Source organism: Streptomyces sp. NPDC050263, assembly GCF_040655955.1.
Lineage (GTDB): Bacteria > Actinomycetota > Actinomycetes > Streptomycetales > Streptomycetaceae > Streptomyces.
Window position 1 is genome coordinate 22,315 of the sequence record NZ_JBFAKW010000070.1, and the last position, 21,232, is coordinate 43,546.

20 protein-coding genes and 2 pseudogenes are annotated in these 21,232 nt (G+C 72.2%); 12 read left to right on the forward strand and 10 right to left on the reverse strand.

The features are described 5' to 3' along the window. The first annotated feature begins 17 nt into the window (after nt 1-17). The 3 genes from AB0J04_RS27645 to AB0J04_RS27655 all read left to right on the forward strand — a co-directional run bounded on the left by AB0J04_RS27645 (nt 18) and on the right by AB0J04_RS27655 (nt 3,501). Entirely contained in the window at nt 18-443 is a 426-nt protein-coding gene (locus AB0J04_RS27645; protein WP_363171263.1) for a hypothetical protein, read from the forward strand. A 74-nt stretch (nt 444-517) separates the two neighbouring features. Beyond that, on the forward strand, nt 518-2,605 hold the full coding sequence (locus AB0J04_RS27650; RefSeq protein WP_363171264.1) for a SpoIIE family protein phosphatase: 2,088 nt from the start codon (nt 518-520) through the stop codon (nt 2,603-2,605). Between the two features lie 32 nt (nt 2,606-2,637). Then, nucleotides 2,638-3,501: a DNA-formamidopyrimidine glycosylase family protein gene (locus tag AB0J04_RS27655; RefSeq protein WP_363171265.1), complete on the forward strand. Its 864-nt coding sequence runs from the start codon at nt 2,638-2,640 to the stop codon at nt 3,499-3,501. A 64-nt stretch (nt 3,502-3,565) separates the two neighbouring features. Here AB0J04_RS27655 and AB0J04_RS27660 read toward each other — a convergent pair whose 3' ends face one another. The 3 genes from AB0J04_RS27660 to AB0J04_RS27670 all read right to left on the reverse strand — a co-directional run bounded on the left by AB0J04_RS27660 (nt 3,566) and on the right by AB0J04_RS27670 (nt 5,567). Then, nucleotides 3,566-4,228 carry a zf-HC2 domain-containing protein gene (locus AB0J04_RS27660; RefSeq protein ID WP_363171266.1) on the reverse strand — a complete coding sequence of 221 codons (663 nt, stop codon included), beginning with the start codon at nt 4,226-4,228 and terminating at the stop codon, nt 3,566-3,568. 141 nt (nt 4,229-4,369) lie between these two features. Then, nucleotides 4,370-4,882 carry a hypothetical protein gene (locus AB0J04_RS27665; protein WP_363171267.1) on the reverse strand — a complete coding sequence of 171 codons (513 nt, stop codon included), beginning with the start codon at nt 4,880-4,882 and terminating at the stop codon, nt 4,370-4,372. Nucleotides 4,883-5,018: 136 nt separating this feature from the next. Further along, nucleotides 5,019-5,567, reverse strand: coding sequence for a sigma-70 family RNA polymerase sigma factor (locus AB0J04_RS27670; protein ID WP_363171268.1), 549 nt, complete (start codon nt 5,565-5,567; stop codon nt 5,019-5,021). A gap of 222 nt (nt 5,568-5,789) precedes the next feature. Between AB0J04_RS27670 and AB0J04_RS27675 the strand changes: the two genes are divergently transcribed. Continuing rightward, the gene (locus tag AB0J04_RS27675; protein WP_363171269.1) at nt 5,790-6,956 is read left to right on the forward strand and encodes a CapA family protein; all 1,167 of its coding nucleotides are present in this window, start codon (nt 5,790-5,792) and stop codon (nt 6,954-6,956) included. 29 nt (nt 6,957-6,985) lie between these two features. Here the strand turns inward: AB0J04_RS27675 and AB0J04_RS27680 are convergent, their stop codons facing one another. After that, nucleotides 6,986-7,459: a universal stress protein gene (locus AB0J04_RS27680; RefSeq protein ID WP_363171270.1), complete on the reverse strand. Its 474-nt coding sequence runs from the start codon at nt 7,457-7,459 to the stop codon at nt 6,986-6,988. A 247-nt stretch (nt 7,460-7,706) separates the two neighbouring features. Here AB0J04_RS27680 and AB0J04_RS27685 point away from each other — a divergent pair. The 3 genes and pseudogenes from AB0J04_RS27685 to AB0J04_RS27695 all read left to right on the forward strand — a co-directional run. Continuing rightward, nucleotides 7,707-7,871: pseudogene (locus AB0J04_RS27685) on the forward strand (phosphatidylglycerol lysyltransferase domain-containing protein); the annotation flags it as partial. 63 nt (nt 7,872-7,934) lie between these two features. Continuing rightward, nucleotides 7,935-8,993: pseudogene (locus tag AB0J04_RS27690) on the forward strand (amino acid--tRNA ligase-related protein); the annotation flags it as partial. 91 nt (nt 8,994-9,084) lie between these two features. Beyond that, nucleotides 9,085-9,924: a polysaccharide deacetylase family protein gene (locus AB0J04_RS27695; RefSeq protein ID WP_363171271.1), complete on the forward strand. Its 840-nt coding sequence runs from the start codon at nt 9,085-9,087 to the stop codon at nt 9,922-9,924. Between the two features lie 43 nt (nt 9,925-9,967). Here the strand turns inward: AB0J04_RS27695 and AB0J04_RS27700 are convergent, their stop codons facing one another. Further along, nucleotides 9,968-10,639, reverse strand: a complete 672-nt coding sequence (locus tag AB0J04_RS27700) for a class F sortase (RefSeq protein ID WP_363171272.1) — start codon at nt 10,637-10,639, stop codon at nt 9,968-9,970. Nucleotides 10,640-10,971: 332 nt separating this feature from the next. Here AB0J04_RS27700 and AB0J04_RS27705 point away from each other — a divergent pair, with 332 nt between their 5' ends. Continuing rightward, on the forward strand, nt 10,972-11,478 hold the full coding sequence (locus AB0J04_RS27705) for a hypothetical protein (protein WP_363171273.1): 507 nt from the start codon (nt 10,972-10,974) through the stop codon (nt 11,476-11,478). An 84-nt stretch (nt 11,479-11,562) separates the two neighbouring features. Here the strand turns inward: AB0J04_RS27705 and AB0J04_RS27710 are convergent, their stop codons facing one another. The 3 genes from AB0J04_RS27710 to AB0J04_RS27720 form a co-directional block, all read right to left on the reverse strand. Next, nucleotides 11,563-12,099 carry a hypothetical protein gene (locus AB0J04_RS27710; RefSeq protein ID WP_363171274.1) on the reverse strand — a complete coding sequence of 179 codons (537 nt, stop codon included), beginning with the start codon at nt 12,097-12,099 and terminating at the stop codon, nt 11,563-11,565. A gap of 196 nt (nt 12,100-12,295) precedes the next feature. Beyond that, entirely contained in the window at nt 12,296-13,060 is a 765-nt protein-coding gene (locus AB0J04_RS27715) for a hypothetical protein (RefSeq protein WP_363171275.1), read from the reverse strand. 21 nt (nt 13,061-13,081) lie between these two features. Further along, nucleotides 13,082-13,726 carry a hypothetical protein gene (locus AB0J04_RS27720; protein ID WP_363171276.1) on the reverse strand — a complete coding sequence of 215 codons (645 nt, stop codon included), beginning with the start codon at nt 13,724-13,726 and terminating at the stop codon, nt 13,082-13,084. A 342-nt stretch (nt 13,727-14,068) separates the two neighbouring features. On the opposite strand from AB0J04_RS27720, the gene AB0J04_RS27725 reads away from it, so the two are divergent. From AB0J04_RS27725 to AB0J04_RS27735, 3 genes are all read left to right on the forward strand, one after another. Continuing rightward, nucleotides 14,069-15,058 carry an SCO0930 family lipoprotein gene (locus AB0J04_RS27725; protein ID WP_363171277.1) on the forward strand — a complete coding sequence of 330 codons (990 nt, stop codon included), beginning with the start codon at nt 14,069-14,071 and terminating at the stop codon, nt 15,056-15,058. A gap of 326 nt (nt 15,059-15,384) precedes the next feature. Further along, nucleotides 15,385-16,197, forward strand: a complete 813-nt coding sequence (locus AB0J04_RS27730; RefSeq protein WP_363171278.1) for an SAM-dependent methyltransferase — start codon at nt 15,385-15,387, stop codon at nt 16,195-16,197. Next, complete coding sequence (locus AB0J04_RS27735; protein WP_363171279.1) at nt 16,194-18,329, forward strand: EAL domain-containing protein; 2,136 nt, start codon at nt 16,194-16,196, stop codon at nt 18,327-18,329. Before AB0J04_RS27730 ends, AB0J04_RS27735 begins: the two co-directional genes overlap by 4 nt. Before the next feature lie 74 nt (nt 18,330-18,403). Here the strand turns inward: AB0J04_RS27735 and AB0J04_RS27740 are convergent, their stop codons facing one another. Further along, the gene (locus tag AB0J04_RS27740; RefSeq protein WP_363171280.1) at nt 18,404-19,249 is read right to left on the reverse strand and encodes a LysR family transcriptional regulator; all 846 of its coding nucleotides are present in this window, start codon (nt 19,247-19,249) and stop codon (nt 18,404-18,406) included. A gap of 124 nt (nt 19,250-19,373) precedes the next feature. On the opposite strand from AB0J04_RS27740, the gene AB0J04_RS27745 reads away from it, so the two are divergent. Further along, nucleotides 19,374-20,264 (forward strand): NAD(P)H-binding protein, encoded by an 891-nt coding sequence (locus AB0J04_RS27745; protein ID WP_363171281.1) that lies wholly within the window; start codon nt 19,374-19,376, stop codon nt 20,262-20,264. A gap of 30 nt (nt 20,265-20,294) precedes the next feature. On the opposite strand, the gene AB0J04_RS27750 is transcribed toward AB0J04_RS27745, so the two are convergent. After that, entirely contained in the window at nt 20,295-21,179 is an 885-nt protein-coding gene (locus AB0J04_RS27750) for a LysR substrate-binding domain-containing protein (RefSeq protein ID WP_363171282.1), read from the reverse strand. Between the last annotated feature and the right edge of the window lie 53 nt (nt 21,180-21,232).

The window sequence follows — 21,232 nt, forward strand, 5'->3', positions numbered from 1 at the left end:
ACGATGCGGAGAACGCGGTGCGACTACCCACTGGCACTCTCCTCACCGCCTGCGCGCTCTCGGCGGCGTTCCTCGTCGCCGGTCGCGGCGGTGCGGGAGCGGACCGTACGATGCCGGGCTCGGAGGTCGTCCTCCCGGCGGCCGAGGGCCGGGCGCTGTTCGCGGACCCGGACCCAGGCCTTGACGCCGACGCGGGCGTCGACCCCGCCCCCGACCCCGACGTCGCCCCCGACGTCGCCCCCGACCTCGACCGCGGTCTCGCCCCCGACGTCCCCGACGTGTTCGACCCCAACGCCATCGGGCCGGAGACCGTCCCGGAGATCCCCGATCTGCTCGACGGCGGAGGGCTGATCCCCGACGGGCCGGACGAGTCCGGCGTGTCCGGGGCGACCGACGCGTCCGGCATCGTCTTCGGCAGCCCCGCCGACGCCCTCAGCGGCTGACCGTGGGCGCAGCCCGGTCGGGCGGGGCCCGCTCCCCGGTCGAAGAATCGGGCAAATCCTGGCAAGGTGGGCGCATGGCTGATCGGGGAGCGAGGGCCCCGTCACTCCCGGACGACTGGCCCGCCTACCCGGATCCGATTCTGGCGCTCAACCGCATGGGCAGCTTCGACTGGGACCTGGACTCGGGTCTGTTCCACATGGACGCCCGGGCCCACGAGATCTTCGACCTGCGCCCCGACGAATACGACGGGAACCCGGCCAGCCTCGCGATCCGGGTCCCGCCGAACGAGGGCATCCGGCTGGACGAACTGGTCGCCACGGCCATCAAGGACGGCAGCGAGAACTACGGCGCCTACTTCCGCATGCGGCTGCGGGACGGCCGGCTGCGCTGGACCCACACCCAGGGCTACATCCGGCGCGACGGCACCGGCCGGCCGCGCCGCATCGTCGGCATCGTGCGCGACGCGACCGACGAGCTCAGCGACCTCGCCGCCCGCCGCGACGAGGCCGCCCTGGACGACGCGCGCCGCGAGCAGACCAACGTCGTCCAGCTCACCACCGCCGCCCTCGCGCACGCCCGCACCGTGCAGGACGTCATCGACGTCCTCAAGGACACCCACGGGCTCACCCATCTCGGCGCGACCAGCCTGGTCATGGGACTGGTCGAGGCCGGCCGCATCCGGCTCATCGCGGAGGGGCCGGAGGGCAGCTTCGTGCCCGGCACGCTGGTCACCCGGATAGACGAGCCGTACCCGATGAGCGAGGTCGTCCGCACCCTCACCCCCCGCTTCATCGAGTCGTCGGAGGAGTTCGCGGCCGGCTACCCCGTGCTGTGGCCGCACATCACCGACCTGAAGATCACCTCCGCGGCCTATCTGCCGCTCATCGTCCAGGCCCGCCCGATCGGCGCGATGGGCCTGCTCTACAGCAACCGCGAGGGGTTCACCCAGGAGGAGCGCAACATCCTCGTCGCCCTGGGCAGCAGCATCGCGCAGAGCCTGCAACGGGCCATGTTCTACGAGCAGGAGAAGGACATCGCCCAGGGCCTCCAGCAGGCCATGCTGCCGCGCACCATCCCCAGCGTGCCGGGCGCCGACGTCGCCGTCCGCTACCGCGCCGCCACCATCGGCGGCTCGCTGGGCCGCGACATCGGCGGCGACTGGTACGACCTGATCCCGCTGCCCGGCGGCCGGGTCGGGGCCGTCATCGGCGACGTGCAGGGCCACGACACGCACGCGGCGGCCGTCATGGGCCAGCTGCGGATCGTGCTGAGGGCCTACGCGGCCGAGGGGCACACCCCCGCCACCGTGATGGCCCGGGCCTCGGTCTTCCTGCACGAGCTCGACACCGACCGCTTCGCGACCTGCCTGTACGCGGAGGTCGACCTGACCACCGGGGTCGTCCAGGCGGTCCGCGCCGGGCACATCGACCCCCTGCTGCGCAGCCCCGACGGGACCTGCCGACGGGTTCCGGTGCCCGGCGGGCTGCCGCTCGGCCTGTCCGCCGAGTTCGGGCAGCTCGACTACCCGGTGGGCACCCTCGAGCTCGACCCCGGCCACACCCTGCTGCTGTGCACCGACGGACTGGTCGAACAGCCCGGCGCCGACCTCGCCGACGGCATGCGGGCCCTGGCCGCCTTCATCGCCGCCGCCCCCGACGACGTACGCAAGCTCGCCGACCAGCTCATCGAGGTCGCGGAGCGGCAGGGCGGGGACGACGACGTGGCGCTGCTCCTGCTGCGCCGACGCGGCCCGGACACCCCGCAGGCCGGGAGCCGGCTCCAGCAGCATGTGGCGTCCGGCGATCCGGAGGCCCTCAGCGAGGCCCGGCACATGATCCGGGCCGCCGTCCGCGCCTGGGGCGTCCGGGACCGCTCCGACGAGATCGAGCTGGTCGCCGACGAGCTGATCACCAACGCGCTGATGCACACCGAGGGCGCGGCGATCGTCACGCTGCGGGCGCTCACCGGCGGGGAGCGCCGGCTGCGGGTCGAGGTCGAGGACTCCTCCAGCGCGCTGCCGCGCCGCCGTGAGGCGGGCGAGTCGGGGGTCTTGGGGCGGGGACTGCTGCTGGTGGACCTGCTCGCCGACGCCTGGGGCGTGGAGGCCCGGGGCGGCGGCAAGTGCGTGTGGTGCGAGTTCGTCGCCCCGGACCGGGGCTGACCACTCGGGCCCCGGATGGCACTGTAGGACGTATGCCGGAACTCCCCGAGGTCGAAGCGCTGAAGGACTTCCTGACCGAGCATCTCGTGGGCCACGAGATCGTCCGGGTGCTGCCCGTCGCCGTCAGCGTCCTGAAGACGTACGACCCGCCCCTCACCGCCGTCGAGGGCCAGGAGGTCACCGCTGTGCACCGGCACGGCAAGTTCCTCGACCTGGCGACCGGCGGCGGCCTCCACCTCGTCACCCATCTCGCCCGCGCGGGCTGGCTGCACTGGAAGGACCGGCTGCCCGACGGGCCGCCCCGCCCCGGCAAAGGGCCCTTGGCGCTGCGGGTCGCCCTGGAGACGGGGGAGGGCTTCGACCTGACGGAGGCCGGCACCCAGCACCGGCTCGCGGTGTACGTGGTGCCGGACCCGCAACAGGTTCCCGGCGTCGCCCGGCTCGGCCCCGACCCGCTCGCCGCCGACTTCGACGAGGCCCGCTTCGCCGGACTCCTCGCGGGCGAACGACGTCAGCTGAAGGGCGCCCTGCGCGACCAGAGCCTGATCGCGGGCGTCGGCAACGCCTACAGCGACGAGATCCTGCACGCGGCCAAGACGTCCCCCTTCAAACTCGCGGCCTCTCTGACGCCCCAGGAGACCCACACCCTGTACGAGGCCCTGCGCAGCACGCTCACCGAGGCGGTCGAACGCTCGCGGGGCCTCGCGGCCGGACGGCTCAAGGCCGAGAAGAAGAGCGGCCTGCGGGTCCACGGCCGCACCGGCGAGTCCTGCCCGGTCTGCGGCGACACCATCAGGGAGGTCTCCTTCAGCGACTCCTCCCTCCAGTACTGCCCCACCTGCCAGACGGGCGGCAAGCCGCTGGCGGACCGCAGGATGTCCCGACTGCTCAAGTAGCCGACCCGAGGAGCCGACTCAAGCGGCCGACGTCGAAGTGACCTGGACTCACTCCGGGCCGGTCTCACTGGGCGTCGAGCGTCACCAGGTGCTCTCCGGAGGCCGTGCGCAGCTCGTAGCGGGCGATCTCGTCGGGGTGCCAGGCCGCGGCGCCCTGCATGGTGTTGGGGCGGGCGTCGTGCTCGGGGACGGTCCAGCTGGTGACCGTCTGCTCGGAGCCGTCGAGGCCGATGGCGATCAGGCGGCAGGACCGGGGGCCGGCGCCGTCCTTGACCTCGAGCTGCACATGGCTGCCCCAGGTCTCGTCCTCGGTGGTGATCTGTGCCCACACCCCGGACTTCTCGTCCGTCGCGGTGACCCGCACGGCGTCCTGGGCGTCGCCGCTGCCGCCGCCCGCCATCATCACGAGCGCGGGCGCGGCCAGGGCGACGACCACGGAGGCCGCGAGGGCGAACACCAGCCGCCGGCGCATCGCCCGGTGCCGGGTCGCCACCTCGGCGAGCAGCCGGTCGAGCAGCTGCGGGCCGGGGCCGGCGAAGGGGTGCACGGCGCGCGGGGTCGCGCGCCGGTAGAGCATCATCTGCCGTGCGGTGGGCCCGAACTCGGTGACCTGCGCCGCACACTGAGGACACTCCATGAGGTGGTCCTCAAAGCGGAAAGCCTCCGCTTCGTCCAGCACGCCGAGCGCGTACGCGCCGACGTCGCGATGCCTTTCCAGGGACCTCATGCCGAAACCTCGTGCCGTTGAGTGCCAGTGGGGTTACTCCTTGCTCCCACCGGTACGCACCCGACAGACGAATCACTCAAGCCACGTACCGAATCGTGACCCAGATGTTCGGAGCGGTCCGGTCCGCGGATTGGTGTGAATCTAAAAAAGATGAATCGCCAAGTGGCCGAGGGGCAGTCCGAGCTGCCACGCGGGTGTCCAGACCTTGGGTCCGTCGTCCTCGCCGACCGGCGTGCCGCCGGGAACCGCGTTGAGGTCGGGGGCCAGCAGCTCCGTCTCCTCGAGCCAGCGCCAGGCCGCGGCCGCCAGTTCGAGATCGGGCGCAGGCCCCTCCAACTCGGCGGCTTCGGCTGTCAGTTGGGACATACGTTCATCGACCCAGTTCTGCCACGGCTGGTCGTACGCCGTGAGCGAAAGCCAGGTCTCCAGTTGGGTCACGACCCGGATGCCGGGGAGTTCGCCGTCGGTGTCGGACAGGAAGATGGTGAGCGCGAGGGCGTCGCGCCCGGCACGGAACTCGAAGGACGTCGGCGGCATCAGATCGCCGGTCCGCAGCAGTTCGTCGGCGATGTACTCGGCATACAACCAGGCCATGGGGACGGTCAGTTCACCGCCGCCGGTGCCGTCCGTGCTCTGGTGACCTCTGTGCAGCATCCCTTCCTGCCTTCCTCCGGTGCTTGCGCGTCGCCCGTTGCCGGGACCCCAGTCCGGAACACGGATAAGGACACCCGATTACTCAAAGGGGGTCCTAGGCAAGGCGCTTTACGGAGGCTTGACCCAGTCGTGGGTTTCAGCGCAGGTCGGCTGCGTATCCCGGAAGCACCCTGCGCAGGGCGCGCAGCGCGTAGTACGCGCGCGACTTCACGGTACCGGCAGGAATTCCGAGCGTTTCGGCGGCCTCCGCCACACTCGCCCCGTGGAAATACACCAGCACCAGGACTTCACGGTGTTCCGGAGTGAGTGTCTTCACAGCCTCGCGCACATCGAGGGCCGCCGCGGCCCGCTCGGCGTGGTCGGCGCAGACCGGCGCGTTCTCCAGCACCGCGTCCCCGACCTCCGCGGGCCGCGCCTGCCGGGCCCGCCGGGCGTCGATCGCGAGCCGCCGGCCGACGGTGAGCAGCCAGGGCCGGACGGATTCGAAGGCGTCGGTGCGCAGTGCCTCGGGATGCTGCCAGGCGCGCACCAGGGTCTCCTGGACGAGGTCCTCGGCGCGCTGGCGGTCGCCGTCGCACAGTCTCAGCAGCAGCGCGAAGAGCGGCCGGCCGTGCTCGCGCTGGAGTGCGGCGAGCTCGTGGTCGGCGGTCGTCGTCCTGGCTTTGAGGGCGGTTCCGGCGGTCATGCGCGTATGGCACCGCAGTGGGCCGGTTCGGGACAGGGTGCGCACAACGCTCTGCGGCGGACGGTCGATCGCGTCGACGAACGGTTCGACGAACGGTCCGGGCTACGCCGATCGCGGGCATCGGCCCTGGACGAAGGGAGTGCCGGACCGGTCGGGCACCCGTGATGGATTAGTAGTGATACGTGCGTAAATATGACAAGCCATCCGAGAGGGGGTGACCCGGTGATCGCACGCAGACACCAGGTGGCCCTGGTCCTGACGGCCGTCCTCGCGTCGGCCGCCGCCTGCCAGGCCCGGGACCACCGGCCGGCCGACCGGCCCGGCCGCCCGGCGCCGTCCGCCGCCCGCGGCTTCACCCTCGTGGCCTCCGGGGACATCCTCCCGGACACCGCCGTCATCGACCGCGCCCGCTTCGACGCGGGAGGCACGGTAAGCGCCGGCGGCTCCGGTCACGACTTCCGTCCCATGCTCGAGGGGGTCAGGGCCGTCGTCTCCCGCGCCGATCTGGCCCTGTGCCACCTGGACACCCCGTACGGCGCGAACGGCGACTACACCGGCCGGCCCCTCTTCAAGTCCCCGCCCGAGATCGCCGGGGCCCTCGCCGCCACGGGCTACGACGGCTGCTCCACCGCCTCCGACCACAGCCTCGACGACGGAGCCGCCGGCGTACAGCGCACCCTCGACGCGCTCGACGGCGCGGGCGTACGGCACGCGGGCACCGCGCGCACCGAGGCCGAGGGCAACTCGGTCACGCTCCTGCGCGCCGGGCGGGCGACCGTCGCCCACCTCGCCTACACCAGTGACACGGGCGGGCAGCCGCTTCCGCCGGGGCAGCCCTGGACCGTCGGCCTGATCGACGAGAACCGGATCGTCGCCGACGCCAAGGCCGCCCGGAAGGCCGGCGCCGACGTGGTCGTCGTCTCCGTGCACTGGGGCACCGCCTGGCAGGACGCCCCGGACGACCGCCAGCTCGCCCTCGCCCGCACGCTCACCGCCTCCCGCACGGACGGCCGCCCCGACATCGACCTGATCCTCGGCGCCCGCGCGCACGTCCCGCAGGCCTACGAGAAGGTCAACGGCACCTGGGTCGTCTACGGGCTGGGCGACCAGATCGCGGGCGAGATGGTCAACCGGCAGGGCGTCCCGGACCCCCGCGGCAGCCAGTCCACCGTGGCCCGCTTCACCTTCGACCCGCCCGCCCGGGCCGGCGGCCGCTGGGCAGTGCGCAAGGCCGAGTTCGTGCCCCAGATGTTCGACATCGACGCGGGCCGGGTCGTCGACCTCGACCAGGCTCTCGCCCAGGGCGCGGGCGTCGCGGGCGTACGCGACCGCATCCGCGACGTCGTCCTGAGCCGGGGCGCGGCAAAGGAAGGGCTGGTGATGGGGTAGCGACAGCCGACCCTTCGGGTGAGGAGGTGCTATGGCACCACCGTCACCGGCCATCGTCCCGCCTTCACCAGCCGTACCGCGACGGATCCCACGATCCGGTGGCCGGCCTGTTCGGAGGCGCCCACCACCACCGCGTCCGCCTTGAGTTCGTCCGCCGCCTTCACCAGGCCGGTGTAGGGGTCGCCGCGGGAGGTGCGGAACTCCCAGCGCACGTCGAATGTCCCGCGCATGTGCTCGGTGGCCTGGCGGATCTGCGCGACCAGCTCCTCGGCGATCTTGTCGGTCGTCTCCCCGACCGGAACCCCGAACGCGGCGCCCGTCGCCGTCACCGGCTGCACGTACACCAGGGCGAGCAGCGCACGCTGGCGGCGGGCCAGACCGGCGGCGTAGGCCGCGGCCCGCAGCGAGGTGTCGGAGCCGTCCACGCCGGCCAGGATGACCTTGGGTCCGTCCGTGCCCCGCTCGAACTGGTGCTCGGGCTGCTGCGAGTGCTGTTCCGTCACGGCGCAGAGGCTATCGGAACCCGCAGGTCCGGCCGTTCGGAGGGCCGCTCGACGGGCGGCCGGGCGCGGGTGTTCCTGCAGTCGGAACATGAGTGCCACCGTGGACACCGCCACGGCGAAGAGCGCCCCTGGCCCGCCCCGGCGGCTCGCGGGCCGCTCGCTCGAACGGGTGCCCGAAGTCTTCGCCGCCTTCTTCGGCGCCCTCGCCCTCCTCGACGCCGCCGCTGCCCTGTTCCGCTCCCAGCGCATGGAAGCGGCCCTGCACGGCGACGAGGAACCCCGCATCCGCGCCCTGCTGAAGGCCTACGGCGAGGCGGACTCCCTCGGCTGCTTCGCCACCCGGCGCGACAAGGCCGTCGTCTTCTCACCCAGCGGCAAGGCCGCCGTCACCTACCGCGTCGAAGCCGGCGTCTGTCTGACCGGCGGCGACCCGGTCGGCGACCGCGAGGCATGGCCGCACGCCATCGCCGTCGCGCTGCCCGACAAGCGCCGCGGCCTCACCGACCCCGAGACCAAGGTCCGCATGCGCCACCTCGACCTCATCGCGAGCCCCGCCGCCCGCGACGTCGTCCGCGCCCGCTCCACCGCCGTACAGGCCCTGCGCCAGGGCCTGTTGGAGCGCGGCTGCCTGGAGGTGGAGACGCCGATGCTCCAGCAGATCCACGGCGGCGCCAACGCCCGCCCCTTCATCACCCACATCAACGCCTACGACCTCGACCTCTACCTCTACCTGCGCATCGCCCTCGAGCTGTACCTCAAGCAGCTGTGCGTCGGCGGCCTGGAGAAGGTCTTCGAGATGGGCCGCACCTTCCGCAACGAGGGCGTCTCCTGCAAGCACAACCCCGAGTTCACCATGCTCCAGGCCTACCAGGCGTACGCCGACTACGACGTGATGCTCGACCTGGCCCGCGAGCTGATCCAGGGCGCGGCGACGGCCGCCTTCGGCTCGCCGGTCGCCCGCAAGGACGGGCGGGAGTACGACATCTCGGGGGAGTGGCCGGTCCGTACGGTCTACGGCGCGATCTCCGAGGCGCTCGGCGAGGAGATCGACGCCGACACCGACCTGACGGTCCTGCGACGGCACTGCGACCGCGCCTCGGTCCCCTGCGCACCGGACGACGGCCGCGGCGACGTCGTCCTGGAGATGTACGAACGACTCGTCGAGGAGAAGACCCGACTCCCCACCTTCTACAAGGACTTCCCCACCGACGTCTCCCCGCTCACCCGGCAGCACCGCATCGACCCGCGCCTCGCCGAACGCTGGGACCTCGTCGCCTTCGGCACCGAACTCGGCACCGCTTACTCCGAGTTGACCGACCCCGTCGAGCAACGCCACCGTCTCACCGAGCAGTCCCTGCCGGCGGCGGGCGGCGACCCCGAGGCGATGGAACTCGACGAGGACTTCCTCGACGCCCTCGAATACGCGATGCCCCCGACCGGCGGCCTCGGCATCGGCGTCGATCGCCTGGTCATGTTCCTCACCGGCCGCACCATCCGCGAGACCCTGCCCTTCCCGCTGGTACGCCACCGCTGACCGGGCGGGCGCTGCGCCAGGCGGGTGGAATCGTGCCGCCGGAGCGGTGTCGGTGGGGTGGGCCGGGGATCGGCCGGGCGACTGATAAGGCATGAAGAACGATCAGTTGTTCACGCGGCGCCGGGCGTTGCTCGCCGGGACCGCCGTCGTCGGAAGCGTCGGCACGGCCGCGGTGTTCGTCCGGGGCGAGCACGGCAGGCCGGTCCGGGCCGCCGCCCCTGCCGCCGGCGCCCCGCCGCGTGGCGTCCCGCTGAAGCCCTCCGCCTACCGCCTCCAGCCGCTGATCGGCTACGGCCCCCCGCGCACCGCGCCCGCCCGCACCCCGGTGCGCCGCGAACCGCTGCTGAGGATGACAGGCCGCGGCCGCACCATGGTGCTGACCTTCGACGACGGACCGGACCCCCGCTACACCCCGGGCATCCTCGACACGCTGGCGGAGTACGAGGTGCCCGCGATGTTCTTCGTGTGCGGGGAGATGGCGGCCGACAACCAGGATCTGCTGGGCCGCATGGCCGACGACGGCCACATCGTGGGCAACCACACCTGGTCCCACCCGCTGCTCACGAGACTGACCCGCCGACAGATCCACTCCGAGATGTCCCGCACCAGCGACGTCATCGGGGACGGCTACGGCGAACGGCCCCGCTGGTTCCGCGCCCCCTACGGCGCCTGGAACCGCGCCGCCTTCCAAATCGGCGCCGAACTGGGCATGGAGCCCCTCGCCTGGACGGTCGACTCCCTCGACTGGACCTCCCCCGGCGCCGGCGCCATCGTCGAACGGGTCGAGCAGGGCGCCGCCCCCGGTGTCGTGGTGCTCTCGCACGACGCCGGGGGCGACCGCTCACAGAGCGTGCGGGCGCTGCGCAGATATCTGCCGCAGCTTCTGGACTCCGGCTACCACCTCACCGTCCCGCACCGGCCGTACGTCTGACTCAAGGCCCCTGTCGCCGCCGCCCGCCCGGTCGGACACCCGCTCAGCGGACCTCGACCAGGCGGGCGAACGCGACGACGTTCCCGTCGTATCCGTTCGCCTTGGAGAAACCGCCGCCGCAGGTGATGACCCGCAATTCGGGGGCCCCCTTGGAGGCGTATACCCGGTCGCCGGGGAAATTGTTCTTCTCGAAGACCTCGATGCCGTAGATCTCGAAGACCGCAGTCTTTCCGTCCTTGCGCGCCACCTCGACGCGACTTCCCTTCTTCAGCGCGCCGAGACCGTAGAACACCGCCGGACCGAGTTGGTTGTCCACATGGCCGACGACGACCGCGGTCCCCTTTTCGCCCGGCGACACGCCACCGGTGAACCAGCCCGCCAGATTCGGGTCCTCCGGCGGCGGCGCGCCGACCCAGCCGTCCGCGTCCAGACCGACCGCCATGACCGGCGCGTTCACCTGGATGGCCGGGATCCGCACCCGGTCCGGCTCGGCGTACGGCAGCGGAGTCGGGGTCCGACCGAAGGCCCCGCCCAGGGTACGGCCGTCCGCGGCCGCCGCCGAGGCCGGCTGCGGCGGGCCGATGTCGAACTCCCCCGACCCGTTCCGGATGAGCGCGAGACCGGTCAGCAGAACAAGCGCTATCACGCCCCAAGGGGCGCGCCTGCGCCGCCGCTCCTCTTCTTCCGCCACCTCGGACAGCTCGTACGCAGACATTCGCCATCCCCTTTCGACGCGGCCGTCGCCACGTCCTTTCGCGCATACGAGAACGCTAAGTCCCCCGGCGGTAACCGGCGACGGGGCGACAGCGAACGGGTGGCCCGGCGTCCTTCGGTGCGCCATCCGAGTTGCCGACGGCAGGAATTTTCTGACGGTCCGTGACCTGCGGCGATATCCCTTTGCGTGCATTTTGCTCGGCGTGTCCGCTCACCAGGACGGACCATTCCCGAAATGCGGGCGCGTGCACGGCATCTGAGGGTCTTTTTGGGAGGCGCTTTCTCGCCGACATGCCGGGGACGGGCCCCGGGGCGCCTTCCGCGGAGGATCACATGCGTACCACTCGTGTTCTGGCGGCGTCAGCGGTCTCCGCTGTCGCGGTCGCCACCCTGGGAGTCGCCGCCCCCGTCGCCGTCGCACGTGACGGCATGGGCGCCAATCCGAGCAACATCGTCGTCCTGCCCGCCGTCATCGCCCGCGGCGGCCAGATCACGGTCACCGTCGACGGCTGCCCCACCGGCGGAACCATGACCTCGAACGCGTTCCGGCAGGCCAACCTGACCCCGATCCAGGGAGCCAACCAGACCTCCAAGGGCACCGCGACCATCGACGACAACGCCCGGCCCGGCACCTACGACATCACCGTCAACTGCTCCGGCCGGACCCTGACCCGCCCGGCCGCGTTCACCGTCATCGGCGGTGTCCGCGGCGGTCTCGGCGGCAGCACCACCGCCGGCGCCACCCCCACCGACATGGCCATCGGCGGCGGACTCGTCGCCGCGGCCCTGCTCGGCGGCGGCCTGTTCTGGATGCGGCGTCGCGCCGAGCGCCGCATCTGACCCGCGAACAGGCCTTCGCCTCGGTCCCTGCTGGGATCCGGGGCGAAGGCCTGCGCGCGACCGGGTCCGCGCCCACCCGAGCCGTCAGCCGCCGTCCTCTCCGGTGCGCCGCCGCGCCAAGTAGTACGCGGCGCCCACCGAACCCGCGACGATCGCCGCGCCCAGCCCGATCTCCCGGAGGTCGAACCCGGCGACGCTGCCGCCCCCGCCGGCGTGCACGCCCTGCGGGACCGGATAGAGCGGCGAGGGGTCGACCGGACGGCCGCCGACGATCGTCAACTCCTTGACGGCGCTGAGGCCGCCGCAGCTGAACGTCACCCGGTACGACGCGCCCGCCCTGGCGTTCCGGTCGACCACGACCAGTGCCGACGAGGAGCCCCGCGGGATGACGACCGTGTCGAACACGCCCGAAGTCACCGTCACGGAGCCTTTGCAGCCACTGGTGTCGCGGTCCACCTGGACGGTGACCTGCCCGCCCGCCGAGACGGCCGAGGGCAGCACGCCGTAGCCGTTCGACATGACGTAGTGGTCGTCGTCGCCGCTGGCGACGGCGGCGGGTGCGCAGAAGGTCAGGGCGGTGACGCCCAGCAGTGCGGCCGAAGCGACGCGTATCGCGCGCATGGTGGATCCTCCGGTCCCCGAGGAGCAGCCGCGGACCTGTTCCGCTTGCGCCATAAATGCACCTCGATGACCGAAACGCTAGGAACATGTGTGCGCTCGCGCGATCGCAGTCGTACGAATGGGGCACGCGGGTGGGCCGCACAGGGGACGCCGTCGGCGTGGCGGCCGCCCCCGAACGCCCGAGCCGTTCAGGACCTCAGCCCTTGATGCCGGGGAAGAGGTGGAGGAACGGTTCCGCCGACGCGGTGATGCCTCGGCTGTAGGGCGCGTCGAAGTCCCAGATGAGGAAGAGCAGGAAGGCGATGAGCGCGGAGAACAGCCCGGCCAGGACCAGTTCGCGCGGCGTGCGCCGGATCTGCAGCGCGAACACCATGCCGATGGTGATGGCCGCCCCGGCCAGCAGCCCGAACCACACCACACCGGGCATGGTCGCCCCGGTCGAGGCGGCGCGGGAGTTGCGCGCCTGGTCGGCCGCGGCCATCTGGTCGAGCAGCGGTTGGTAGGCCTGCGCCTCGAAGTCGGTCTTCGGCTCGTAGTCGGTGACGTCCACCCGGAGCTGCTGGAGGAGTTCGTCGCCGCGCTTCGTCACCTCCCCGTCGTCGGCCATCTTCTGCCACTCGGTGGTGACGACGTGTCCGACATAGGCGTTGACATCCCCCCGAATGCGGTCGCGGGTGTCGGCCGGGTAGACCCGCACCCGCTCCGAGATCTCGTGCAGCGCCTGCGCCTCCGCCTGGACGTGGTCCTGGGCGACGCTGCGCGCCTCCCAGACCCCGGCGATGGCCAGCCCCAGGACGATGGCGTACACCACGCCGATCCACATCGTCATGTACTCGATGACGTCCGGGGTCTCGGAGGGGTCCTCGTCCTCGGGCGCCCTGCGGTGCCGAACGAGGGTCACGACGACCACCACCGCACAGGCGGCGAGCATCGCGAGGGTGAGAACAAGCCATTCCGGCAAGAGATGCCTCCAGCATCGGTGTCAGCGCGGTCGCAGCGCGGCGACGGCGATCACCGCGGGCACGGTGATGAGCAGGACGTAGGTGACCGGCGACTGGCCGCCGCGGACGGACCGCTGGTGCGGCGAGGAGTGGTACTCCGGATAGCTCACCGGGGCCGGGGAGGGCCGGGGTGTGGGCGTGGGCGTCGGCTCGGGGGTGGGAGTCGGCGTCCGCGTGGGTGTGGGCTTCGGCCGGGGGAGCGGTGCCGCGGGCCGGGGCGCGGGCGCCCGCGGCGTCGGCCGCGGTTTCGTCGTCGACGGCCTGGGCTTCGGAGGCTCGGGCGTCGGCGCCGGCTTCGGAGGCTCGGGCGTCGGCTTCGGGGGCGTGGTCGGGGTCTGTGTGGGCGTGGGAGCGGGGGTCGGCGTCGGCTTGGGCGTCGGCTTCGGCTTCGGGGGTGTGAAGGTCGGGGTGGGCGTCGGCGTCGGCTTCGGGCACACCGGGGGAGTCGGCCACTGGTGGCCGCCCGCGACCGCCACCGCCTCGGTGCCGTCCGGGCCCGTCGAGGCGTACGCGCACGCGTCGGCCGTGGCCACCCCGGCCGGTGCGGCCGCGAGGATCCAGGCCACGGCTCCCAGGGCCAAGGCCCTGGTGACGAGGGCGGATCGGGTCGGTTCGGATCCATGCACGACGGAGATCATGCGGCCTCTCGCACCGCCCTACGCCCACGCCTTACGAGGATTGCCCCGAACGGGGGAAGTTCCGGTCCGCGGGTTTGCCGGCGATGCGTGCGCGTATCCGGTGCATCGTGCGCATGTGCGACCGGCGCGGGCCTCCGCGCCCCTTCGCGGCCGGTCACGGCGTCCGTCGCGGTCGCCGTTGCGGTGGCCGGGCGCGGCCCGCGTCACAGGTCGCGGAAAGAATTTTGTGCGAGGTTTGAACACAACGACCACCCCCCTGCGTACTCAGGACCGTGCGGCGGCGCAGCAGGGCGCTGCAACACCCTTGTGACGATCGGGGAGTTGTTGACGATGAAGACCACCTGGCGGAGCGCCTCACTCGCGGCGAGCACTGTGGCCGTTCTGGCGCTGACGACGGCGTGCGGTTCCGAAAGCGGCACGTCGTCGAGCCAGAACGTCGGGGCCACGGCCCCGGCCGGTGGCATCGCGGGAGTCGGTGTCGGAACCGGCGTCGGCAGCGGCGTCGGCTCCGGTGCGAGCGCCAGCCCGACCGGCGGTACCGGCGCCCAGGGCGCGGCGGGCGAACTGGCCATCTCCGCGAACACGGACCTCGGCAAGATCCTTACCGACGGCAGCGGCAAGACCCTCTACCGTTTCGACGCGGACACGGCCGAACCGCCGAAGTCCAACTGTGACGGCGACTGCGCGACCACCTGGCCGCCGGTCTCCGCCGATGACATCAGCGCCGGTGACGGCATCGACAAGTCGCTGCTCGGCGAGGTCACCCGCACCGACGGCACCAAGCAGCTGACCGTGGCCGGCTGGCCCGCCTACTACTACGCCAAGGACGCCAAGGCCGGCGACACCACCGGCCAGGGCGTGGGCAACAAGTGGTTCGCGCTGACCCCGGAGGGCAAGAAGGCCGCCAAGTCGGGCTCCGGCTCCGGCTCGGGTTCCGAGTCCGAGACCGAGCTGCCCGGGCTGTCCGTGCGCAACGACCCCAACCTCGGCAAGATCGTTGTCGACAAGAACGGCATGACGGTCTACCGGTTCGTGAAGGACAAGGCGTGGCCCGAGCCGGTGTCGAACTGCAACGGGGCCTGCCTGGAGAAGTGGCCGGCGGTCGCGCCCGTCGACTTCGCCGAGACCAAGGGCATCCAGGAGAAGGGCTACATGAACTTCACCCGGGGTGACGGCGTCAAGCAGCAGACCATCAACTGCTCGCCGATCTACACCTTCTCCGGTGACAAGGCGCCCGGTGACATCAACGGCCAGGGCGTCGGCGGTACGTGGTTCGCCGTCGCGCCCGACGGAAAGCTGGTCGGAGCGCCGGCGCAGTAGAGATCACCTCCCCAGGGCTGATCCCCGCAACTGCTCCATAGCGCACGACCGTTGGTCCGCCCCCTCCGCGCCGCACGGAGGGGGCGGACCGCTGTGCTTGTCCGCCCCCCGTTTCCTGTGCGTAGACTTTCGCCGCCCTGTGGACCGACCGGAACGCTCCGGAACGCCCCGGGCACCCTTCGTAGCCCCACGGGGGGCGTCGATTCGGCACGTGCCGCAGGCAGTGACCGGGAACGGACGGTCAATTTCCGTTTCCACTCGCCCGTTTGGCGGGCGATCAGTAGCCTCAGCTCGAACACCGGATCGCCTACGCCTTGGAGAGATTGATGGAGCGTCCCGCCTGGGCCCCTCGGAGCATCGACATCTCGGTGCCGAGTGTCTCGCGGATCCACGACTACTACCTGGGCGGTTCGCACAACTTCGAGGTCGACCGGGAAGCCGCCCGCAGGGCCATGGAGTTCATGCCGGGACTTCCCAAGATCATGCAGGCGAACCGGGCGTTCATGCGCCGGGCCGTGCGCCACGCGGCAGCCGAGGGCGTCACCCAGTTCCTCGACATCGGCTCGGGCATCCCCACCTTCGGCAACGCCCACGAGGTCGCCCAGGCGGCGAGCCCCGGGGCGCGCGTGGTCTACGTCGACCACGACCCGGTGGCCGTCGCGCACAGCCAGGCGGTGCTGGCGGACGACGCCGACGCCGACGTCGTGGCCGGCGATCTGCGCAAGCCGCACGACATCCTGGGCAGCCCGCAGGTCCAGCGACTGATCGACCTGGAGCGGCCGGTGGCGCTGCTGCTCGTCGCCGTACTGCACTTCGTGGAGGACGCGGACGACCCGTACGGGGCGGTGGCCGAGCTCGGCGCCGCGCTCGCACCGGGCAGTCTGCTCGTGCTCACGCATGCCTCGTACGAGGGAATCCCGCAGCCGCCGGAACGGACCGAGGGCGCGGTGGACGTGTACAAGGACATTCGCAACCCGCTGATCATGCGCTCGCGTGACGAGATCGCGCGGTTCTTCGAGGGGTACGACATGGTGGAACCGGGACTGGTGCCGATGCCGCACTGGCGGCCGGACACGGCGCCGGAGGACGAGGACCCCTGGGCCTTCACCGGGTTCGCCGGCCTGGGCCGTACGGCATGAGCGCGGAGCAGGACGGGCCGCAGGACAGACTGCGGCGGTTCGCGACGATCTGGAGCCGGGCCGTGTTCCCGGTGACCGCGACGTCGCTGACCCGGCCCGAGCTGGAGGAGCAACTCCTGCCGCTGGCACGGCGGTTGCGCGAGGCGCTGCTGGAGCGGGCCTTCGACGCCGACGCGGGCCACACCGTGGGCGCCGCCCTGGTCGACGTGCACTGCACCGACCCCGAGGCGCTGAGCCGGTCGCTCGACTGCGTCGACGCCTACCTGGTGCTCTACTGCGGCGAGGACGGTCCCCAGGAGGACCTGCGCACCCGTGCCTCAAGGCTTCAGCACGCCATGGCGGCCGGGTACGCGCGGGCGCTGCGCGAGCGCACGCTCGCCGAACAGGAGACCATCGCCCGGGCCGCGCTGCAGGCCCAGGGCGTGGTCGCGCAGGCGCTGCACGCGAGCGAGGCCCGCTTCCGCGCGGTCTTCGAGGGAGCGGCGATAGGAATCAGCATCGCCGATCTGGCAGGCAACGTCCTCCAGGTCAACGGGGCGCTGCTGCGCATGTTCGGCGGGTCCGAGCAGAGTCTGCGCGGCCGCAACGTCGAGGATCTGACGCATCCCGAGGACGCGCCGCAGATCTGGAAGCTCTACGACGAACTCGTCCGCGGCGAACGCGAGCACTTCCACACGGAGAAGGCGTTCAGCCGCCCCGACGGAACGGTCCTGTGGACCAACCTCACGGTCTCCCTGCTGCGCGACGCCGACGGCGAACCGCAGTACATGCTGGCCCTGATGGAGGACACCACCGAGCGCCGGCTGCTCAACCTGCGGCTGCGCTACGAGGCCACCCACGACGCGCTCACCGGTCTGCCCAACCGCACCCTGTTCTTCGAACGCCTCGAAAAGGTGCTGGGCGCCGGCGAGAGCAAGCGCTTCGGTCTGTGCTACCTCGACCTGGACGGCTTCAAGACCATCAACGACAGCCTCGGCCACGCGGCCGGCGACCGGCTGCTCGTCGAGGTCGCCGACCGACTGCAGTCCTGCGCGACCGCGCCCGGCGAGATGGTCGCGCGTCTCGGCGGCGACGAGTTCGTGGCGCTGACCACCGGCCGGGACACCCGTCACGAGGTCGACGAACTCGCCGCACGCATCATGAACGCCCTGATCGCGCCGGTGAGCATCGACGGCCGGGAGCTGACCGTGCGCGGCAGCATCGGCATCGTCGAGGGCCCGGCGGGGGAGCGCAGCGCGGCGGAGGTGCTGCGCAGCGCCGACATCACCATGTACCGGGCCAAGTCCGCGGGCGGCAACCGCTTCGAGCTCGCCGACCCGGAGGCCGACGCCCGCGCGATCACCCGGCACGGCCTGACCACGGCGCTCCCGGCGGCCCTCGAACGCGGTGAGTTCTTCATCGAGTACCAGCCGCTGGTCCACCTCGGCGACGGCAGCGTGCGCGGCGCGGAGGCCCTGGTCCGCTGGCTGCACCCGCAGCACGGGGTGCTCGGCCCCGACCGGTTCATCCCGCTCGCCGAGCACACCGGGCTGATCGTGCCGCTGGGCCGCTGGGTCCTGGAGGAGTCGGTCCGCCAGGCCGGCGAGTGGCGGGAGCGGGGCGGGGACACCGACCCCCTCCGCATCAACGTCAACCTCTCCCCGTGCCAGCTCACGCACCCCGGTCTGGTGCAGGACACCGTCGACATCCTGGAGCGCGCGGGCGTCGCACCGGAGGCCCTGTGCCTGGAGGTGACCGAGTCGGCGTTGATCGGCGCCGACGACGACCTGCTCAAACCGCTGCGCCGGCTCGCCGAGATGGGCGTCGACATCGCCCTGGACGACTTCGGGACCGGCTACTCCAACCTCGCCAACCTGCGCCGCCTCCCGGTGAGCGTGCTCAAGCTCGACCGCTCCTTCACCCAGGGCATGCAGCAGTTCCCGGCGGACCCCGTCGACCTCAAGATCGTCGAAGGGATCGTTTCCCTTGCCCACAGCCTGAACCTCGCGGTCACCGTGGAGGGCGTGGAGACCGGTGCCCAGGCCGAGCAGCTGCGCATACTGGGCTGCGACACGGCCCAGGGCTGGTACTACGCCCGCCCGGGCCCGGCGGACAGGCTCCACGAGCTGGCACTGGTGGACGCGACGGCCTGAGCGATCATGGGCGGACGGCCACGCAAACCCCACCGCCGCCAGGGGACGCCGGTACCGCCCGAGGCCGTCCGGCGTCAGCCCGCCCGCCGTTCGCGGACGTCCTCGGCCACCGTCGTGGCCGCCCGGACGAGCGCCGCTGTGGCCGTCGAGCGGGACTGCTGGGGCCAGGCCACGACCAGGACGGCGTGGGGCGCGTCCAGGACCGGCCGGTAGACGACGCCCGGCCGGGGATACCGGTCGGCCACCGACGCCGGCAGCAGGGGGACGACCTCGCCCAGGCCCACGAGGGTGAGGAGCTGGGCGAGGTCGTTCCCCCTGCCGCGCACCTCGTCCATGTACCGGTGCGCCTCGTCGGGGCGCAGCCCCAGGTCGGCGAGGGTCAGCGCGACCCGGGCCGCGAGGGGATGGGCCACGGCGAGGGCGGCGACGCGCGGCTCGGCGGCCAGGTGCTCGGCATCGAGGCCGCCGCGGTCGTACGGCTCGTAGACCAGGGCGACGTCGGCCTCGCCCCGGCGCAGCAGCAGGGTCTGCTCGTGCCATGCGCACAGCCGCACGGAGACCGGCGCCGCCGCGGGGTCGGCCGCGTATCGCGCGAGGATCGCCTCCAGCAGCCCGGCGTCCCCGTCGGCCTTCACCGCCAGCACCAGCTTCGGCTCGTCGGAGGCCGCACGCCGGGTCCGTCGCTCCGCGGCCTCCAACGCCTCCAGCGCGAACCGGGCCTCCTCCAGGAGGACTTGACCTGCGGTGGTCAGCTTCACGCTGTGCGTCGTCCGTTCGAACAGGACCGCTCCCAGCTCCGTCTCCAACTGACGGACGGCCCGGGACAACGGCGGCGGCGAGATGCCCAACCGATCCGCCGCGCGGGCGAAGTTGAGCTCCTCGGCGACCGCGACGAAATAGCGCAGCGGACGGGACTCCATGGGCCTGCCCTTCGCTCGGTATTGCCCTGAGGGTAACAAGCGGGAGCGAAGCGGTCCTTCAGTTCGGCGGGGTCCGGCGGCAGGCTCGACGACATCCCGACCACCGTTCTTCCAGGAGCAGTTCATGATCGTCGTCACCACTCCGACCGGCCAGATCGGTCGTGAGGTCGTCGCCCGTCTCCTCGACGCCCCCGCCGCTGCCGCACCGGTCCGGGTGATCGTCCGCGACCCCGCCCGGCTCGACCCGCAGGTCCGTGACCGGGTGGAGGTCGTCCGGGGCTCGCACGCAGACCCCGCTGTCCTGAAGGAGGCGTGCGAGGGCGCCGACCGCGTGTTCTGGCTGGTCCCGCCGGACCCTGCCGCCGACAGCGTCGAGGGACAGTACCGGGTCTTCAACGAGTCGTTGTGCGAGGTCATCGGCGCCCAGGGCATCACCCGGGTCGTGGCCGTCTCCACCCTCGGCCGCGGCGTCGCGAGGAACGCCGGGCTGATCTCCGTGGGCCTCGCCATGGACGAGGCGATCGCCGCCACCGGCGTCCACTACCGGGCACTGTGCCCGCCGGCCCTCATGGAGAACACCCTGCGCCAGGCCGCCGCGATCCGTGACACGGGCGTCCTCGTCACGCCGCATCTGCCCGGCCGGGTGCTGCGTCTGTGCGCCACGCGCGACATCGGCGCCGCGGCGGCCCGTCTGCTGCTCGACGACTCCTGGACCGGGCGGGCGGACGTCCCCCTGGTCAGCCCCGACGACCTCACCCCCGAGGGCATGGCCGCTGTCCTGGCCGAGGTGCTCGACCGGCCCGTGCGCGCCGAGTTCGTCACCGTCGCGGCACAGCAGGCCGCGATCCTGCGCTCCGGAGCGACCGAGGCCTGGGCGCAGGGGTACGCCGACATGATCGACGCCCAGAACGACCAGGGCTTCTACGGCGCCGTCCAGCTCCCCACCCCCGACCTCGCCCCCACCGGCTTCCGTCAGTGGTGCGAGGAGGTGCTCAGGCCGGCCGTGCCGGCCTGAGCACCTGCGTTCGCACGGTGTGAGCCCGGATCAGCGCTCCAGCAGCATCCGCTGGAGCTCCCGGGCCGCCCGCGGCGGCGCGACGTCGCTGCGGTGGGCGAGGGCGATCGTGCGGTGCAGACCGGGCCGGGCGAGCGGGGTGACCCGCAGCCCCCGGCCCGAGCGGGCGGCGACCATCCGCGGGACGACGGCCACGCCCAGCCCGGCCCGCACGAACCCGAGCACCGCGTCCATCTCCCCGCCCTCCACCGCGAAGTCCGGCTCGAACCCCTCCGCCCGGCAGGCCGCCACCGTGAGTTCCCGCAGGTCGTAGCCGTGCCGGAACATCACCAGGGGTTCGCGCTCCAGATCGGCGATCCGGACGGTCCGGCCCCCGTTCCCGGGCCTGGTGGCCTCCGGGGAGGAGACCACGACCAGGTCCTCGCGCAGCAGCTCCACCGTCGTCAGCGCCGGGGACGGCGTCGGCAGGGGCAGGACGACCAGGGCCAGGTCGAGGGCGCCGCGGGCCAGCTCCCGGACGAGGTCGTGCGAGCCGCCCTCCTCGATCATCAGCCGGATGCCCGGGTAGCGGTCGTGGAAGGCGCGCAGCACGTCCGGCAGCAGACCCGTGCACACGCTGGGCGTCGCCCCGAGCCGCACCCGCCCGCTGCGCAGCTGCACCAGCTCCTGCACCTCGTACCGCGCGGTCTCGGTGTCCGCCAGGATCCGCCGGGCCAGCGGCAGCAGGGCCTCGCCCGCGTCGGTGAGCGTGATGTTGCCGCGCGCCCGCAGAAACAGATCCGCCCCCAACTCCCGCTCCAGCGCCCGGATCTGCTGCGACAGCGAGGGCTGCGCGACATGCACGAGCTCGGCGGCCCGGGTGAAGTGCCGGGTCTCGGCGACGGCCACGAAGTACTGGAGCTGCTGGAACTGCATGCTGCCAGCCTACGCCGCCGATAGTCATCGCCTATGGAAACCAGGCGGACCAT